General features: G+C 29.4%; 18 protein-coding genes. 12 read left to right on the top strand and 6 right to left on the bottom strand.

From position 1 onward, the window contains the following. Positions 1-12: 12 nt before the first annotated feature. The gene (locus GQR92_RS00230; protein WP_158837237.1) at positions 13-429 is read left to right on the top strand and encodes a PaaI family thioesterase; all 417 of its coding nucleotides are present in this window, start codon (positions 13-15) and stop codon (positions 427-429) included. An 11-nt stretch (positions 430-440) separates the two neighbouring features. After that, positions 441-1,490, top strand: coding sequence for a chorismate-binding protein (locus GQR92_RS00235; protein ID WP_233269915.1), 1,050 nt, complete (start codon positions 441-443; stop codon positions 1,488-1,490). A gap of 135 nt (positions 1,491-1,625) precedes the next feature. On the opposite strand, the gene GQR92_RS00240 is transcribed toward GQR92_RS00235, so the two are convergent. Next, positions 1,626-2,003, bottom strand: coding sequence for a PUR family DNA/RNA-binding protein (locus GQR92_RS00240; RefSeq protein ID WP_158837238.1), 378 nt, complete (start codon positions 2,001-2,003; stop codon positions 1,626-1,628). Positions 2,004-2,085: 82 nt separating this feature from the next. Continuing rightward, entirely contained in the window at positions 2,086-3,840 is a 1,755-nt protein-coding gene (locus tag GQR92_RS00245) for an ABC transporter ATP-binding protein (RefSeq protein WP_158837239.1), read from the bottom strand. Between the two features lie 194 nt (positions 3,841-4,034). On the opposite strand from GQR92_RS00245, the gene nusB reads away from it, so the two are divergent. From nusB to GQR92_RS00285, 8 genes are all read left to right on the top strand, one after another. Further along, positions 4,035-4,973: a transcription antitermination factor NusB gene (gene nusB, locus GQR92_RS00250; protein WP_158837240.1), complete on the top strand. Its 939-nt coding sequence runs from the start codon at positions 4,035-4,037 to the stop codon at positions 4,971-4,973. Positions 4,974-5,024: 51 nt separating this feature from the next. Continuing rightward, a complete protein-coding gene (locus GQR92_RS00255) occupies positions 5,025-5,492 on the top strand; it encodes a DUF1573 domain-containing protein (RefSeq protein ID WP_158837241.1) in 468 nt (155 codons plus the stop codon). 2 nt (positions 5,493-5,494) lie between these two features. After that, on the top strand, positions 5,495-5,812 hold the full coding sequence (gene yajC / locus GQR92_RS00260) for a preprotein translocase subunit YajC (protein ID WP_158841875.1): 318 nt from the start codon (positions 5,495-5,497) through the stop codon (positions 5,810-5,812). Positions 5,813-5,975: 163 nt separating this feature from the next. Further along, on the top strand, positions 5,976-6,854 hold the full coding sequence (locus tag GQR92_RS00265) for a CdaR family protein (RefSeq protein WP_233269916.1): 879 nt from the start codon (positions 5,976-5,978) through the stop codon (positions 6,852-6,854). Further along, positions 6,855-7,445 carry a dephospho-CoA kinase gene (gene coaE, locus GQR92_RS00270; RefSeq protein WP_158837243.1) on the top strand — a complete coding sequence of 197 codons (591 nt, stop codon included), beginning with the start codon at positions 6,855-6,857 and terminating at the stop codon, positions 7,443-7,445. A 109-nt stretch (positions 7,446-7,554) separates the two neighbouring features. After that, positions 7,555-9,144, top strand: coding sequence for a sensor histidine kinase (locus GQR92_RS00275; RefSeq protein WP_158837244.1), 1,590 nt, complete (start codon positions 7,555-7,557; stop codon positions 9,142-9,144). A gap of 10 nt (positions 9,145-9,154) precedes the next feature. Then, entirely contained in the window at positions 9,155-9,856 is a 702-nt protein-coding gene (locus GQR92_RS00280) for a response regulator transcription factor (protein WP_158837245.1), read from the top strand. Between the two features lie 72 nt (positions 9,857-9,928). Beyond that, positions 9,929-10,549, top strand: a complete 621-nt coding sequence (locus tag GQR92_RS00285) for an L-threonylcarbamoyladenylate synthase (protein WP_158837246.1) — start codon at positions 9,929-9,931, stop codon at positions 10,547-10,549. Positions 10,550-10,649: 100 nt separating this feature from the next. Here the strand turns inward: GQR92_RS00285 and GQR92_RS00290 are convergent, their stop codons facing one another. Both GQR92_RS00290 and GQR92_RS00295 read right to left on the bottom strand, forming a co-directional pair. Then, positions 10,650-11,648: a glycosyltransferase family 2 protein gene (locus GQR92_RS00290; protein ID WP_158837247.1), complete on the bottom strand. Its 999-nt coding sequence runs from the start codon at positions 11,646-11,648 to the stop codon at positions 10,650-10,652. A gap of 200 nt (positions 11,649-11,848) precedes the next feature. Beyond that, a complete protein-coding gene (locus GQR92_RS00295; RefSeq protein ID WP_158837248.1) occupies positions 11,849-12,292 on the bottom strand; it encodes a type I restriction enzyme HsdR N-terminal domain-containing protein in 444 nt (147 codons plus the stop codon). Between the two features lie 17 nt (positions 12,293-12,309). Here GQR92_RS00295 and holA point away from each other — a divergent pair, with 17 nt between their 5' ends. Next, complete coding sequence (gene holA, locus GQR92_RS00300) at positions 12,310-13,311, top strand: DNA polymerase III subunit delta (protein ID WP_158837249.1); 1,002 nt, start codon at positions 12,310-12,312, stop codon at positions 13,309-13,311. Between the two features lies 1 nt (position 13,312). After that, positions 13,313-13,765, top strand: a complete 453-nt coding sequence (locus GQR92_RS00305; RefSeq protein ID WP_158837250.1) for a DUF1569 domain-containing protein — start codon at positions 13,313-13,315, stop codon at positions 13,763-13,765. 74 nt (positions 13,766-13,839) lie between these two features. On the opposite strand, the gene GQR92_RS00310 is transcribed toward GQR92_RS00305, so the two are convergent. Both GQR92_RS00310 and GQR92_RS00315 read right to left on the bottom strand, forming a co-directional pair. Then, positions 13,840-16,608 (bottom strand): alpha-amylase family glycosyl hydrolase, encoded by a 2,769-nt coding sequence (locus GQR92_RS00310; RefSeq protein ID WP_158837251.1) that lies wholly within the window; start codon positions 16,606-16,608, stop codon positions 13,840-13,842. A 61-nt stretch (positions 16,609-16,669) separates the two neighbouring features. Then, a complete protein-coding gene (locus GQR92_RS00315; protein ID WP_158837252.1) occupies positions 16,670-18,346 on the bottom strand; it encodes a SusE domain-containing protein in 1,677 nt (558 codons plus the stop codon). Positions 18,347-18,351: the final 5 nt, after the last annotated feature.

Below are 18,351 nucleotides of genomic sequence, written 5' to 3' on the forward strand. Positions count from 1 at the left end.
AATCTAAATGATATGGATACAACTGCAATTTTAAAAGCGTTTAATGAGAGTTCTAAAAACACGTTAATGGAAACGCTTGATATTGAATATGTTGCTCTGGGGGATGATTTTTTAACAGCAAAAATGCCTGTAAATTCTAGGGTTCATCAACCTTATGGGCAATTACATGGTGGTGCAACTGCGGCTTTGGCAGAGAGTGTTGGTAGTGCTGCTTCTAACTTTTTTATAGATAGTAAAAATCAGTATGTAAACGGAATTCAGTTATCTATAAATCATATAAAAAGTAAACGAGAAGGTACGGTTTATGCAACTGCAAGGAATATTCATAAAGGTAGAACAACGCATTTATGGGAGGTTAAAATTGTTGATGAAAATGACGATTTAATTTCTGTTGCTAAAATGACCAATATTGTTTTAACTAAAAAATAACTTGAATTACATTGAATATTATTTTTAATAAAATTGAAGAAAATTTTAAGAAGGAAATCCCTTTTGTAGTTTATAGAAAACCAAATTTGGAAACTGTTTCTGGTTTTTTTATGAAGGATGATTCCTTGGAATTTACATCAGAATTTACAGAAACTGGATTTGTTTTTGCTCCTTTTAATTCTGATGAAAAAGCTGTTTTATTTCCTTTAGAAAAATCAGAATTTATTCATGAAAATATTTTAATTGAAGAAAATGTATCTCTAAATGACAATACATCAGATGAGGTAATTTCTGATAAAGAAAAACATCTTCATTTGGTAGAAAAAGCACTCGATGAAATAAATAAAAACGAGCTTGTAAAAGTAGTCCTTTCTAGAAAAGAAGAAATTCAATTAGATAAATTTGACGTGCTACTAACGTTTAAAAAACTACTAAATTCTTATGCAAATGCATTTGTTTATGTTTGGTTTCACCCTAAAGTAGGTTTGTGGTTTGGTGCCACTCCAGAAACACTTTTAAATATTAAAGGAAACAGTTTTAAAACCATGTCTTTAGCGGGTACACAAGTGTATGTTGATTCTGAAGAGGTTGTTTGGCAAAATAAAGAATTAGAAGAACAGCAATTGGTTACAGATTTTATAGAGAGTCAATTAAAGCCCATTTCTACCAATCTTAAAGTTGATAAAAAAGAAACGATTAGAGCAGGTAATTTGTTGCATTTAAGAAGTAAGATAGAAGGTAAGTTAAATAATAATTCTAATTTAAAAGCTTTAATTAGAGGTTTGCACCCAACACCTGCAGTATGTGGTTTGCCTAGAGAAAAAGCCGAAGAATTTATCTGCCAAAATGAAAACTATAAACGAACATTTTATAGTGGTTTTTTAGGAGAACTTAATATTAAAAATAATAGCTCTTCTCTTTTTGTAAATTTAAGATGTATGAGTATAGAAGATAAAATAGCTTCTATATATGTTGGTGGTGGAATTACAAAAGAAAGTTCTGCAAAAAACGAATGGGAGGAAACCATTGCTAAAACAAAAACAATTAAGAAAGTACTTTAAAATTAAAAACCATAAATATAAAACTTATGGTTTTTAATGTGTAAAATAATTTGAATTTAAATCGTTTATTTTGCTTAGAGTTCAACGAATTCTTAGTATTCATTAACAAACCAAAGCAAAAACAGTCTGAGACTGTTATATATCATCAAAAGAAACATCAGTAAAACTCTCTGTAGACTTTACATTGTCTGTAGTTTCTGTTTCTTCTTCCTTTTTAAAATCTTTTTGATGACGTTCACTAATTACTTCGCTACCTTTTTCGTTTAAAATGTAATCTGTTGCTTTACCTAACATTTCTTGAAAATCAGTAAAATCTTCTTTGTAAAGGTAAATTTTGTGTTTTTGGTAATGAAAACTACCATCATCATGTGTAAACTTTTTACTCTCTGTAACAGTTAAGTAATAATCATCTGCTTTTGTTGCTCTTACATCAAAAAAGTAAGTTCTTCTTCCTGCTCTTAATACCTGTGAAAAAATTTCTTCTTGTTCAACTCTCTCTGCTCTCTCTGCCATAATTCTTTTAAAATAGTAATTATAAATATTTTTTTTATACTTAACAAATCTAACAAAATATTTTATGTAGCAATGTTAAAGATTAATTTTCTTTTTCTAAAAGTTGTTGGTCATACAAGTTTTTGTAATACCCTTCTTGTGCTATTAGTTGATTATGAGTTCCTTGTTGTATGATTTGACCTTCGTCTAAAACAATAATTTTATCAGCATTTTTAGCAGAAGATATTCTATGACTAATTATAAAAGTGGTAATATTTTTTGAAATTCGCTCTAAATTAGATAATATTTTTTCTTCTGTTTCTGTGTCTACAGCAGACAAACAATCGTCAAAAATTAAAATTTTAGGCTTTTTAATAATCGCCCTTGCAATAGAAACGCGCTGTTTTTGTCCGCCAGAAAGCGTAACTCCACGTTCTCCTAAAATGGTTTTATATCCGTTAGGGAAATCTACAATGTTTTTATGAACATCCGCATTTTTTGCTGCAGCGATAATTTCTGCTTCTGTAGCATCTTCTTTACCAAACTTAATATTGTCTTCTATACTTTCTGAAAAAAGAAAAGGATCTTGAGGTACAAAACCGATCTGACTTCTGACGTCATCTAAATTAGCTTCTTTAATAGGAGTGTCGTCTAATAATATGGTACCTACTTTTGTGTCGTATAATCTAGAAATTAGTTCTATAATCGTAGATTTACCAGAACCAGTTCTTCCTAAAATGGCAATTGTTTCTCCCGATTTTATAGAAAAATTAATGTTTTTTAAAGCGGTAATATTGGTGTCATCATACGTAAAAGTAACGTCTTTAAAAGTTACGTTTCCTTTTAATTGAGAAGTAGCCGTGTTTGTGTTTTGAATTTCTGGTACTTGCTGTAAAAATTCATTAATTCTTGCTTGCGAGGCTTCCGCTTGCTGTACCATAGAAGTTACCCAGCCCACAACGGCAACTGGCCAGGTTAAAATGTTTACATATAACATAAACTCAATAATAACACCTATTTGAATTTGATCATTAATATATAGTTTTCCTCCAACATAAATAACAATGATGTTACTAATACCAATTAATAAAATCATTAACGGAAAAAATAAGGCATTTGCTTTTTGAAGGTGAATGTTTTTGTCCTTACTTTCATCTGCAATTTTATCAAAGTCTTTAATAATAGAAGCTTCAATTCCGTATGATTTAACCACATTTATACCTGAGAAAAATTCTTGGTTAAAGGTGGTTAATTTTGATAAATATTGTTGAACAACGGTGCTTCTTTTATGTATTACTTTGCTTAACACAAATATAGAAATAGATAATAAAGGAAAAGGTATTAACGTATACATGGTTAGTTTTACATTAATGCTAATCATTTGTGTAAAACCTACCGTAAAAGTTACAATCATATTTAGGCTATACATAACAGCTGGCCCAACATACATTCTTACTTTAGAAACATCTTCAGAAATTCTGTTCATTAAATCTCCTGTTCTATTTTTCTTATAGAAGTTAAGTGATAGTCTTTGGTATTGTTGATAAATTTCATTTTTGAGATCGAATTCTATCAACCTAGAAGTAACAATAATTGTTTGTCTCATTACAAAAGTAAAAAAACCAGATAGTACTGCAACACCTACAATTATTAGCACATTTATTACTAATTGATGTTGTACGGTTTCTAAATTAGTAACGACTCCGTTTTGATAATCTTCAACAATATTTAAAGAATCTCCTACAATTTGAGGTATTTTTAAAGCTAAAAATTTGGCTAATATGGTTATTAAAGTACCAATTAATAATCGCCATTTATATTTAGAAAAGTATTTATTTAAGTGTCGTAGTTCTTTCAACGAATAGTGAGTTTTAAAAAAAATAAAATTACAACTATTATAGTGTCTGTAAATTATTTTTTTGTTAAAAAAGAGAAAGCACGAAGATACAAGAATCAGTATAAAATTTATTCTTAAAAAAGAATTAAAACGTGGTAGTAGAAAAATAAAATAACACTATTTTTGCAGCAAATTATATATAAGTTCTTTAGAAAATGATTAACAGAAGACATATTCGAGTTAAAGTAATGCAATCTGTGTACGCAATGTTACATTCTCATAATGATGATATCATTAAAGAGGAGAAATTTTTGAAACATAGTATTTTAAAAATGCATGATTTGTACGTTTTAAATTTACTATTGTTAGTAGAAGTACAGAAATTAGCAGCCAAAAAAATAGCACTTTCTAAAAAGAAAATCCTTGCCACCAAAGAAGATTTAAATCCAAATAACAAATTTTTAAACAATAAACTAATCAATATTATCGCAGAAAGCGTTAGTGTAGAAGGGTATGTTGAGTTAAATGATTTGAGAAATTGGGAAGAAAATGATGAGTATGTAAAAATTATTTATGAGCAGTTGCAAAATAGCAATTTGTATCAAAAATATTTAGCTACAGAAGAAGATTCTTACAAAGTAGACAAGGCATTTGTAATTGATTTCTTTAAAGAAATTATTGCTCCGAATGAAAAATTAGGAGAGTATTATGAGGATACCATGATTTCTTGGGCAGATGATATTCCTTTTGTAAATACTTGGGTTGTAAAAACGTTAAGTAAACAAAAAGAGCAAGCTATTTTTGTTATAGGGAAGCTTTACAAAGATAATGATGATGAAGAATTTGTATCAAAAATGTTTAGAAAAACAGTTTTAAAGAATACAGAATACGAATTGATTATTGAAGAGAAAACGCCAAATTGGGAAACTGATAGAATCGCAGACATGGATATGATTTTAATAAAAATGGCAATTTCAGAGTTTCTTAATTTTCACTCTATACCAACAAGAGTTACTATTAATGAGTATATAGAGATTTCTAAAGATTATTCTACAGAAAAGAGTAGCTATTTTATTAACGGGGTTTTAGATAAAATATCTAAAGAATTTGTAGAAAGTAAAAAAATTGTTAAAATAGGAAGAGGATTACTTTAAACTATTGTTTTCGATAATTTATTTATTATTTTTACACAAAATTAAATCATAATGAAAAAAATAACAATTTTATTAGCTTTTGTAGTTACAGCATCTTTTTTTACAGCATGTAAAGATGGAGGAAATGTTACTTCTAAAATTAACAAAGAAAATTTAGACCAAGCAGCGTCTAGAGATAGCGAAATTAAAAAAGGAACAGCTTTAATTTCTTTAGATAAAAAAGTGTACGATTTTGGTACCGTAAATGAAGGAGATATTGTAGAAACTAGTTTTGTAATTACCAATTCTGGTAAAACAGATTTAGTAATAACAAATGCACAAGGATCTTGTGGATGTACGGTTCCAACATGGCCTAAAGCACCAATTAAACCAGGAGAAACAGGTACAGTTGATGTGAAATTTAACACGAGTGGTAAGCCTAATAGACAACAAAAAACAGTAACTTTAACTACAAATACAGCATCTGGTAGAGAAATCTTAACATTAAAAGGATCTGTAACACCTAAAGCAAAAATTTAATGATGTATAATGCAATTTTTTTACAAGAAGGAGTAGGTAGTTTAATGAGTATGTTACCTTTTTTAGCCATTATTGTAGTGTTTTATTTCTTTATGATAAGACCACAAATGAGTAAGCAAAAAAAGGAAAAGGCTTTTCAGGCTGAAATTAAAGTAGGTACAAAAGTGGTAACTTCTAGTGGTATTCACGGTAAAATTGCTACAATAAATACTGCAGATAATACAATTACTATAGAAACAGGAGCAGGTAAAATTAAGTTTGAGCGTTCTGCTATTTCAATGGAATTAAGCAAAAGGTTTTTAGAGCCAGCTAAAAAATAAAAATTAAGTTTTTAAAGTATTAAGTGAGCTTTGTCTTTATAGATACTGCTCACTTTTTTGTTTACTAGCTTTTGTGTAGATTGCATAAAATTCAACCATTATTTTGATAAAGAATAAAAAAATTTCGAAAAGTTTTATAAGCTTTTTAATCGCTTCTATTTTAATGTGGTTTTTAATTACGCTCTCTAAAGAATATGTTACTACATTAACCTATCCTATAGAATACACACATATTGCTCAAAACAAACTTTTGCAAAAAGTACCAATTAAAGAAATAGATATTGTAGTAAAATCGTCTGGTTTTAATATTTTAAGTTCTAGATTTGGAGATAAAAGCATTGCTTTAAATGCAAATAGTTTGTATAAAAAATCATCTAATAGATATTATTTTTTAACAAGAAACCAAGTAGTTACTATTCAAAAACAATTGCATTCTGGTGTTCAGTTACAAGAAATTCCTTTAGATACTATTTATTTAGAAATTGGAACTTTACTTTCTAAGAAAGTAGTTTTAAAAGCTAATTTAGATATTAACTATCATATTGGTTATGATATTTTAGAACCTGTAACAGTAAAGCCAGATAGTATTTTAATTTCTGGTCCAGATGCAGAAATAGAAAAGATTAAAGAAATCAATTTAAAATTTTTAAAATTAGAAGGTATTAAGGAAGATTTTTCTAAGAGAGTAAAAATTATATTGCCAGAAAATTCTAATAATATAAAAATGAATGCTACGTATGCTACCATAAGTGGTAAGGTAGAAAAATTTACAGAAGGTACTTTAGAAATCCCTTTTAAAGTAACGAACCTTCCAGAAGGTGTCTCTCTAACAACTTTAAATAAAACAGTTTCGGTTAGTTATGTGGTTGGTTTATCTAACTTTGATAAAATTGATAAAAACTTTTTTGAAATTGTATGTGATTACAATACTTCTAAAAAAAATAACCTAGATTATTTAGTGCCCAAAGTGCTTGTAAAGTCTAGTTATGTAAAAAGTTTTAAAGTGATTCCTAATAAAATTGATTTTTTAATTCAGAAATAAATGATTGTAGGTTTAACAGGGGGAATAGGAAGTGGTAAAACAACTGTAGCAAATATTTTTGCTAAATTTGATAATGTTGCTATCTATAATGCAGATGCAGAGGCCAAAAAATTAATGAATACTTCACCGATACTTAAATCAAAAATCATTGATGAATTTGGAGCTGCTTCTTATGTAGATAATCAATTAAATAGACCTTATATTGCCAACCTTGTTTTTAAAGATAAAAGCAAGCTAGAGGCACTCAATGCAATTGTACATCCAGAGGTTAAAAACCATTTTCAAGAATTTGTAAATCAACAGCATCATAAAGATTATATAGTATATGAAAATGCTATTCTTTTTGAAAGTAAAAGTAATTTAAAGTGCGATATTATTATTACTGTTTATGCGCCGCTAGATGTTAGGGTAAAAAGAACAATGTTAAGAGACAATAGTTCTAAAATAGCCGTAGAGAACAGAATAAAAAACCAATGGTTAGAAGATAAAAAGCTACTACAATCTAACTATATAATTGATAATTTGGATACCGAAAAGACTCAAATTCAGGTTATTAAAATCCATAATATTTTAACAGAAAAAAGCCATTGAATTTAATTTAATTCAATAGGATTGTTAAATTACTCTTAAATTTAAATCTATATTGTTAATTTAGGTTAAAAACAATAAAATCAATTTTTGAAAACCGTAACTTTGATGTATGGGTAAGAAGATGTTTGTTCTTATTGTTGTATTAATGAGCGTCTCCTTGATTGGAATTATTGCTGTGCAATTGTATTGGATTAATAATGCGGTGGCTAGTAAGAAGGAACAATTTAAAAATGATGTTCAGAAATCGTTGGGTAGTGTTTCTCAAAGAATTACCGATAAAGAGAATTATTATTTAGAAAAAAAATATGAAGGTGTCATAGAAAACACCGTTTTAGCAGACGAAGCTCAAATTAAAAATTTTCTTTTCCAAGAAATAGATACAGCTACCAATCAAAAATTTACTTATGGAGGTACCATTTTAGAAGAAAGTTTTAAAATGCCCATTGATTATCTAGACAATGAAACAGATTTTTTAGATAATGATACCATTGTTTTTAAAAGAGTGACAGGTAAAAATGATTTTTTCCATTCTAGAGTTATTAAAGGTGCCGATAATTTATTTTCATCTACAGATGAAAAAAGATTTTCTTTTACAAAAAGATTAAAAAGTATTGAAAGAAGCGAATTTGCTGAAATTTTTAGAAACATTAATAGTACAAGACCTATTCATAAAAGATTAAGCAATAGAGAGCTTAATGAAACCATAAAAGAAGAATTAGAAAAACGAAATATACATTTAGAATTTAAATACGGAGTATATAGTAACGATGGTTTGGCCACAAAGTTAAAGTCGGGCTATTATACCATTGATAAAAAAGAGAGCTATCCTTATCCGCTTTTTTTTAAAGCTAATGGAGACGTAGATTATGAGTTGTATATTACTTTTCCAGCAGAAAAAGAACATATACTTTCTGGGATATCAAATATTTTATCACTGTCAATATTTTTTATTTTAATTATTATAATTGCTTTTTCTAGCTCATTATATCAACTAATTAGACAAAAAAAAATATCAGAAATAAAAACTGATTTTATAAATAATATGACACATGAGTTTAAAACACCTATTGCTACCATTAATCTGGCATTAGATTCTATAAAGAATCCTAAGATTATTAATGACAAAGAAAAAGTGTTGCGCTATGTTCAAATGATTAGAGATGAAAATAAAAGGATGCACTCTCAAGTAGAAAATGTTTTGAGAATATCTCGATTAGAAAAAAATCAAATAGATATTAGTAAGGAAACCATAGACATGCACGACACAATAGAAGATGCTATTACGCATGTTAGTTTATTAATAGAAGATAGACAAGGAGATTTAAATACACATTTTGAAGCATTAATAACAGAAGTTCCTGGAAACGAATTCCATTTAACTAATGTAATTGTTAATATGTTAGAAAATGCTTTAAAATATTCTGAGGGAGCACCAAAAATTGATGTTTATACAGAAAGTACAGATAAATTCTTTATCTTAAAAATAAAAGATGAAGGAATAGGAATGGGTAAAGTAGTTCAAAAACAAGTTTTTGATAAATTTTATAGAGAACAAAAAGGAAACATTCATGATGTTAAAGGGCATGGGCTAGGTTTGGCGTATGTAAAAGAGATTATAGAAAAGCATCATGGAACTGTTTTTGTTGAAAGTGAAAAAGGAAAAGGAAGTACATTTACAGTGAAATTACCTTTAATTTAAAAACATAACAATGGGAAGTAAAAAAATTTTATTAGTTGAAGACGATCCAAATTTCGGAACCGTTTTAAAAGATTATTTAGCATTAAATGATTATAATGTAACGCATGCTAAAGATGGTATAGAAGGGTTAATCATGTTTAAAAATAGTGATTATGACTTGTGTATATTAGATGTAATGATGCCTCGTAAAGATGGTTTCTCTTTAGCACAAGATATAAGAAGCACAAATAAAGAAGTGCCAATTATTTTCTTAACAGCAAAAACGTTAAAAGAAGATGTTTTAAAAGGGTATGCTGTTGGTGCAGATGATTACTTAAACAAGCCTTTCGATTCTGAAGTATTATTACATAAAATTAAAGCAATTTTACAACGTAAAGACACAGATAAAACAGCAGAATCAGAACAGTTCGAATTTGTTATTGGAGGCTTTTTCTTCAATTCTAAGTTAAGACATTTGTCTGTTGGTGAAAACGGAGAACCTGTAAAATTATCTCCAAAAGAAAGTAAATTGCTACGTATGTTGGCTATTCATAAAAATGATTTAATGCCAAGAGAATTAGCATTAACAAAAATATGGAGAGATGATAATTATTTTACATCTAGAAGTATGGATGTTTATATTGCAAAACTTCGTAAGTATCTAAAACCAGATGAACATGTAGAAATTTTAAACATACATGGAGAAGGATTTAGAATGGTAGATAAGTCTTAAAAAAAACAATTTTCCCATAAAAAAAAACTCAACTTGATTGATAATCAAGTTGAGTTTTTGTATATTTATAATATGTCAGAATTTATTAAAATATATAATGAGAACCCCAATCAAAAAGAAATAGATAAAGTTGTTGCGGTTTTAAAACGTGGAGGTTTGGTAATTTACCCAACAGATACAGTTTATGGTTTAGGGTGTGATATTACGAATAATAAAGCTTTAGAAAAGATAGCTCAGATAAAAGGGGTGAAATTAGAAAAAGCAAAATTTTCTTTTATTTGCAATAGTTTAAGCCATTTATCTGATTATGTTAAGCAAATAGATAGCGCTACATTTAAAATACTTAAAAGAGCTTTACCTGGGCCTTATACGTTTATTTTACCAGGAAGTAATAATCTCCCAAAAGTATTTAAAAAGAAAAAAACAGTAGGTATTCGTATTCCTGATAATAATATTATTAGAACTTTAGTAGAAAGCTTAGGCAATCCAATTGTATCTACTTCGATTAGAGATGATGATGAAATTTTAGAATATACTACAGATCCAGAATTAATTTTCGAAAAATGGCACAAATTAGTCGATATTGTTATTGATGGAGGCTATGGAGATAACCAAGCTTCTACTATTATCGATTTTACAGAAGGGTATCCAGAAGTGATTAGAGAAGGAAAAGGAAGTTTAGATATACTTTAGTTTTTTTAAGTAAAACTTTTTTTAAAGTTGATAAATAACTGGTTTTAAGTGATTTTGTTTCAGTTTGAAAAAGGAGCAGAATACATATTTTTCTGTTTTTTTATTTTAACTCCTCAAACTTTTTTCTACCCAAAGCAAAATATTGCCAAACAACACTTGTATGTAAATTGTAGTTTTGTTTTTTTTGTAGGACTCTACGTTTTTTTAAAAATTTAAAAAAATTCTTGTAAAAACTAAAATGTGCTTTAATAATAGCCCAAGTGTGTATGGGTCTTAATTCTAGCATAAATTTAGCACCTGCAATTCCGTCTAAAAGTAAACGAGAAAAAATAACGAATAAAAACCATTTTTTAGGAACATTTTTTACAACATTTAATAAACTGTTTCTAAAGTTTAGATATGTTTTCTGCGGATTTGTTTCTTGTAAAGTAGCACCACCAACATGATATACTGTTGAAGCTCCAACATACTTTACTTTATACCCTCTATTTTGAGCTCTCCAACACAGATCTATTTCTTCTTGATGCGCAAAATAATCTTCGTCTAAACCACCTAATTGATGATATACCTTAGAACGAATAAATAAAGAAGCTCCAGAAGCCCAAAAAATAGTGGCTTCATCATTAAACTGCCCTGTATCTGTTTCTAAATCATTAAAAACACGTCCTCTACAATAAGGATAACCATACAAATCTACAAAACCTCCTGCAGCGCCTGCATATTCAAATTTTGTTTTGTCTTTAAAATCTAATAATTTGGGTTGAATAATAGCCGTATTTTTTTCGTTCTTAAAAACAGTTATAATAGGTGTTAGCCAATTTTGTGTAACTTCAACATCCGAATTTAATAAGCAATAAATATCAGCATCAATAACTTGTAAAGCATCATTATATCCTTTTGCATATCCGCCATTTATAGCGTTTTCTACAATTTTAACGGATGGAAAGAATTCTTTAACATACTTAATAGAAGAATCTGTAGATGCATTGTCTGCGATATAAATAGTAGCCTCTTGCGAACTAAAATTTATAACCGATGGTAAGAACTGCTCTAACAGTTTTTGACCATTCCAATTTAATATGACGATTGCTATTTTCAAGTGTGCGAATTTACTGTTTATAAATTAGTTTAATTCTAATTTTTTCTTAATAATAAATGAATTTTGTTAGGGAGTTTCTGTTCGAATGAAATTTTTTTTTAAAAGAATCTTCTATCAAGAATTAGTAATAAAATTTCTCGATATAATTTTGTATCCATAAAGAATCATCCGAAGTAATAGTTTAAAAATAAAAAGGGGTTCTATTTATAATTAGGAATTTCTTTTAAGAAAATATAGGTTTCATTTTCAAAATCCATTTTGCAGTAAAAATGCTCTAACCCGTTGGTCACTATCAAAAAAGTAGCTTTTAGTTTTAAATTATAACGTGCAATTTGGTCAAAAGTATCTTGTGTAATTTTAATGGAAGGCGCTTTACACTCTACAATAATTTCATGTTTCCCTTCTTTATTAAAAACTAAAATATCAGTTCTTTTTTTACGATTGTTAATGGTTAACTGCTTTTCTAGGGCTATTAAAGAGGTTGGATATTTTTTTTCATCAATCAAAAAAGAAACATAATGCTGACGTACCCATTCTTCTGGAGTTAAAACCAGATATTTTTTTCTTAATTTATCAAAAATAAGCGTCTTATTTTCGCTACTTTTGAGTTTGAAATTATAAGTGGGTAGATTGAGTTTTTGCATCAGTCAAAAGTAAGAAAATGAACGAAATAAGAAACATTGTTTCAGATATAAAGAAAGGAAATATAAAACCTATCTATTTTTTAATGGGGGAAGAGCCTTATTACATAGATAAAATTTCTGACTATATAGAAGAAAATATATTAGATGAAGGCGAAAAAGGGTTTAACCAACAAGTAATGTATGGTAGAGATGCAAGTATAGAAGATATTGTTTCTTCTGCAAAACGCTACCCAATGATGGCCGAAAGACAAGTGATTATTGTTAAAGAAGCACAAGATTTAAGTAGAAATATAGAAAAGTTAGTTGCTTATGCCGAAAATCCGCAGCCTACAACCGTTTTAGTTTTTAATTATAAATATAAAAAACTAGATAAGCGTAAAAAACTACACAAGGCAATTGCAAAAACAGGTTTAATTTTCGAAAGTAAAAAACTGTATGAAAATCAGGTTTCAGATTGGATTCGTAGAGTTTTAAGTGGTAAAAAATATCAAATTGAGCCCAAAGCGTCTCAAATGTTAGTAGAGTTTTTAGGAACTGATTTAAGTAAAATATCTAATGAGTTAGATAAATTGATGCTAATTTTACCTAAAGAGTCAATTATTAACGATAAAGATATAGAGGACAATATAGGAATTTCTAAAGATTTTAATAATTTTGAATTGCGAAAAGCAGTAGGAGAGAAGGATGTGGTTAAAGCGAATAGAATTATAAATTATTTTGCCGAAAACCCAAAAAATAACCCTTTGGTAATGACCATTTCATTATTAAACGGTTATTTTACACAGCTTCTTTGTTTTCATGGTTTAAAAGATAAATCTAAAAGTTCTGTAGCAAAGGCGTTAGGTGTTAATCCGTATTTTGTAGACGAATATTTTTCTGCTTCAAGAAATTATCCGATGCGAAAAGTGGCGCAAGTAATTGCTTTTTTAAGAGATGCAGATGTAAAAAGTAAAGGAGTTGGGGCAAGCCAATCTAACCAAGATATTTTAAAAGAATTATTATTCAAAATACTACATTAAGATGAAAAACATTTTTGAGAAAGAAATTACATCAGAAGAAATTAAAAGAATTAATAAACTGACTGCGGCAACTAAACCAACTTGGGGAAAGATGTCTGTTTCTCAAATGTTAGCGCATTGTTCTGTAACTTATGAGATGGTTTTTAGTGATAAATATCCAAAACCAAATGCTTTTACACGATGGATTTTAAAGATGTTTGTTAAAAAGATAGTTGTGTCTGAAAAACCGTATGCTAAAAACGGAAGAACGGCACCTCAATTTATAATTGCAGATGAGAGAGAGTTTGAAACAGAAAAAAAACGTTTAATAGAATACGTGATTAAAACCCAAGAATTAGGAAGTACTTATTTTGAAGGAAAAGAATCTCATTCTTTTGGAAAGTTAACTGCGGTAGAATGGAATAATTCTTTCTACAAACATTTAGATCATCATTTAACTCAATTTGGAGTGTAGGTTTTCTATTTTATTGATATAAAAAAAGAGAGCAGTAAATATTTACTGCTCTCTTTTTTTGTTAAGATTAGGGATTAATTTATAATCAATTTTTTAGTTAGAATTTGGTTTTGTGTATTCTTAATTCTTATAAAATAGATGCCTTTTTTTAATGTTGATATCACATAATAATTTGATTCAATATCCTCTTTAGAGTAGGTTTTAACTAACTTCCCTGTAATATCAAAAACGGATACTTTGTTTGTTTTATCAGAAAGGACAAAGTACGTTTTAGCAGGATTAGGATATAGTTTAATGGTGTTTTTACCATCAACTGTAAAATCATCTGTAGCAAGTGAAGCAGGGTTATTTGCATACACCCTAAATTCTCCTGGCGCTAATGTAATTGCCGCTGTTGTATTAGTAACTGTAATGTTAGCGTTGTTTTCTAATAAATTATACCAAGTACCTGTTTGCTGAAATGCAGGAACAATACTTTGCGTGGTTACCCCAAAATTTCCAATAATTGTAATATTTTGTATGTCTGTTGCTGTAGGATCTGTTAAATGAATGGTGTTTAACCCATTAGCATTACCAACACCTAACGTGAAATTTGATGTTTCAAAAATATCATATTTTAATTTTAATTTAATTAATTTAGACCAAGTGTCTTTAACAGCTCTTCTACCTTCGTTGGCTAGATAACTCCATAAAATAGGTTTGTTACCTGTTCTACCATTTTCTTCAATAGAAAGATCATACCCTAATTCGCCAAATTGCCAAATCATTTTGGGTCCTGGTACTGTAAAGTAAAAAGCACCAGCTAATTCTTCTCTTTTTAAAGCTGTGTTTAGGTTTTTTATAGAATAGCTTCCATTAGAATTACCATATTCTAGGTTTTTGTACATTAAACGCTCTTCATCATGGCTTTCCATATAACTAACATTTGCAGGTACAGACCAACCTCTGTTTTTATAAGAAATCCAAGAAAAATCTGCATCACTACCAAAGCCCATAGTTGCTTGGTTATATTGGTGGTTATGATTTCCCCAAAGCATAATTCCTTTGCCTTCATCAAGTCTATAATTTACCCATTCGGTTTCTTCTGTATTACCTCCTAAATGTTCGAAAATAATGTAGAAATTAGGGTCTTTGTCCCATTGATAATCAGCATATTCTTTTAAAACATCAACTCTGTCTTGTTGATAATTGTTTGTACAACTTTGGTCCGCATCAGAACAGTTTTGCGTAAACCCTTTTGTTAAATCCCATCTAAAACCATCAATTTTATATTCATCAATCCAGTATTGAGAAACTCTTTTTACATACTCTTTTACAGCTTGTTTAGAGTGATTAAAATCATTAAAAACACTGTAAGAGTGCGTTGCTGTTTGGTTGAAAAAAGGACTATTGGCACTTGCTTGTCCTCCGTAACCACCATTGTCTGTGTTCCACATTCTGTAATAAGGGTTTTGACCACTTGCATGATTAAAAGCAACATCAACAATAACAGCAATACCTCTTCTGTGGCATTCGTCTATTAATTGTTTAAAAGAGTTTGTGTTACCATAATATTTGTCTAATGCCATGTGAAAGGAAGGGTTGTATCCCCAAGATTCATTCCCATCAAATTCCATTACAGGCATTAATTCTATAGCGTTTATACCTAATTCTTGCAAATAATCTAATCTGTTTTGTACAGCATCAAAACTATGAAGCGTATCAAAATCTCTTATTAAAAGTTCATAAATAACTAAGTCTGTTTTTGCAGGTTTTGTATAGTTATTTGTTTGCCAATTATAGGCAACATCACCCGTTCTTAATAAAGTAACTGCGTGGTTAGTTTTTCCTGTAGGATAACTTGCTAGGTTAGGGTAGGTGGTTGCGTTTATATATTGATCGTTGCTTTCTGTTAAAACCACTGTAGAGTATGGATCTGCAACTCTTAAATCGGCTTCAATAATATATTGATACGTATAATCTGTTTGCGGAGTTAAGCCAGTAAGTTCTATCCAAAAACGATCTTTGCTACTGTCTTTTTTTAATAAATAAGCATCGCTTACTTGCCAATCATTAAAGCTACCAATTAGGTGAATAAATTCTTTTCCTGGTGCATAAAATACTAAAGTTGCTTTTGTATTGTCTGATGGATTTAAATTGATTCCATCTTTCATTCCAGAAGGAATTGCAGCTTCTGTAATTGTTGGTTTTACAATGGCATTAAAGCTGGTGTTTTGTACCTCTCCGTTATTTGTAGCTTCTAAAAGGTACGTTGTGTTTTCAGTTACAATAGGAGCGTAGCTATATGCCGTTGCATTGTTTTTTTGATTAATTATTGTTCCATTTGCTTTTAAAGTAAAATCGGCGGCTATTGAGCTTGTTGCATTTATTGGTAACGTTTGTCCGGAGTTTAAAACAGTTGTTGCGTCTGTAGGCGTGTTTAATGTTAATTGAAAAGTACCAACTTGGTATGTTTTATCTTGCGATTTTTTATCACCAGAACCATCTTTTGCTTTTACTAGCATGCCAATGCTACCAATGTTTGTTCTGTTATAAAAAGTAGTTGGTGTAAAAGTAATTGAGTATGTATTATTACCGTTGTTGGTTAATTTTTGTGCCTCATTAGAACTAGACCAACTTCCGTTGGTTGGAGAATCCATAGAGTTTTCTCCGCTAGAATCATAAGACCAAGACCATAAATAAATGTCTGAAACACCCCAAGAAGCTCTTGTAATGTTAGACACTGTAATAGTTATAGCATCCGTTTCATTAAAAGTAGCAGGAGAAACAGAAAAAGTAACATTCTGTACTTGGCTAAAAGTAAAAGAGGATATTAAAAGGATTAATAAAGTAATTTTTTTCATAAAATAGGATGTTAAAAACAAAGGCCACCCATAAAGGTAGCCTTTGTAAAGTTTTATAAAATTATAGAACAGTTACTGTTCCTTTATTATAATCTACTGTAATTTTATAGGTACCATCTCCAGGAGATTTTACGTTGTTTTCATTATCAACAACTAACATACCAGTATTTTCTTTGCTTTCTCCCCAATCATTATCCCAAGCACCTTGTTGAGGTAAAAATTTAAACTCGTCTGTTGCGGTTAATGTTTGTGTAATTTCAAACAATCCTTCAGATACTTTTGTAAATGCAGGTGCCGTAGCATTGTTCCAACCATTTGGAGAACCTACTAAGTAAAGGTTTGTAGGTATTTCTGTTAGATTAAATGTTAATTTATTAAAATCTAAAGTAACCATATAAGTACCAGCAGTAGTTACTTTTATGTTTTGTTCATCATCTAATTCTAAAGAACCAGCAGTTGTTTTGCTTTCTCCCCAATCACCATCCCAAGAACCAGAAGTAGGAAGTAGTTTAAATTCGTCATTATCAGAAAAAGCTTGCACTTTTGTAAAGATGCCGTTTCCTGAAGTATAAAATTGTTGCGTTGCATCTGCATTGTTCCAACCATTATGAGCACCTACCATAAACAGAGTGTCTATATTTTGTAATTTAAAGCTTAATGTATTAAAGTCTATAATTACTAAATAAGTACCTGCTGCAGTTACTTTAATGTTTTGCTCACCGTCTTGTACTATTTTACCCGCATTGTTTGGGTCTTCTCCATAATCTCCGTCCCAAGCACCTGATGTAGGTAACAATTTAAATTCATCGTTTGCAGAAAAAGCTTGTACTTTGGTAAAAACTCCATTTCCTGAAGTATAAAACTGTTGAGTTGCATCGGCATTGTTCCAGCCATTATGAGCACCTACCATGTATAAATTATCTGGTATTTCTGCTTTAAATCCTGTTAATGAAACTGTAATAGCTTCTGAGGTTCTTGCTAAATCTCCCGAAGCAGATTTTGCAATAGCTTTAATTCTAAAATCGAAGTTAGAAGCAACGTCTGCAACACCTCCGTTAGCAATCACTAAATCATTTAAATTATCATGAGAAATTTCGAAAGTAGTTGTGTTTGTAGAACCAATGTTTGCAAGAGAAGCAAAACTAGTACCTGCTACAGCCATTTCTATTTCATAACTAATAATTAAGCTACTAGATGCACCTATTTCTGGATCATTCCAAGTTAGGGTTAAGGCTGTTTCATCAGGATTAACGTCGGTTAATACTTTGGTAAAAGTATTGTCTGGACTAGTAATTACCGGTGGTTTTACAGCAAATTTAGAAATTTGAAATAAAACTACGTTAGACATTGCACTACCTATAGATAATCTTACATAAATAGGTGTTTCTGTATACGATTTTACATCTGTATTTTCTAAAGCTTTGTTTAATTCTGATACTGTGATTGTAAAGTTCTTTTTATCTGTAGTACCTAATTGAATAGGGGCTGCAAAAGTACTTTCTAAATCCATTTCTACCGTATAAGTTGCAGCGGTGTTAATTTCATCTATCCAAGTAATTGTAAATGCAGGATTGTCTAGTAATTCTGAGTTTAAAAACACATTACTAATTCCTGGTGTTACTAACTCAAAAACAGGATCTGGACTTGTTATTGTTAAGCTCTCTTCTGTTTCACAAGCACCTAAAAAAAGTGTAAGTGATAAAAATAAGTAGCTTAATCTTTTTAAATAAGTTTTCATTTTAT

Source organism: Polaribacter sp. L3A8 (assembly GCF_009796785.1).
Classification (GTDB): Bacteria; Bacteroidota; Bacteroidia; order Flavobacteriales; family Flavobacteriaceae; genus Polaribacter.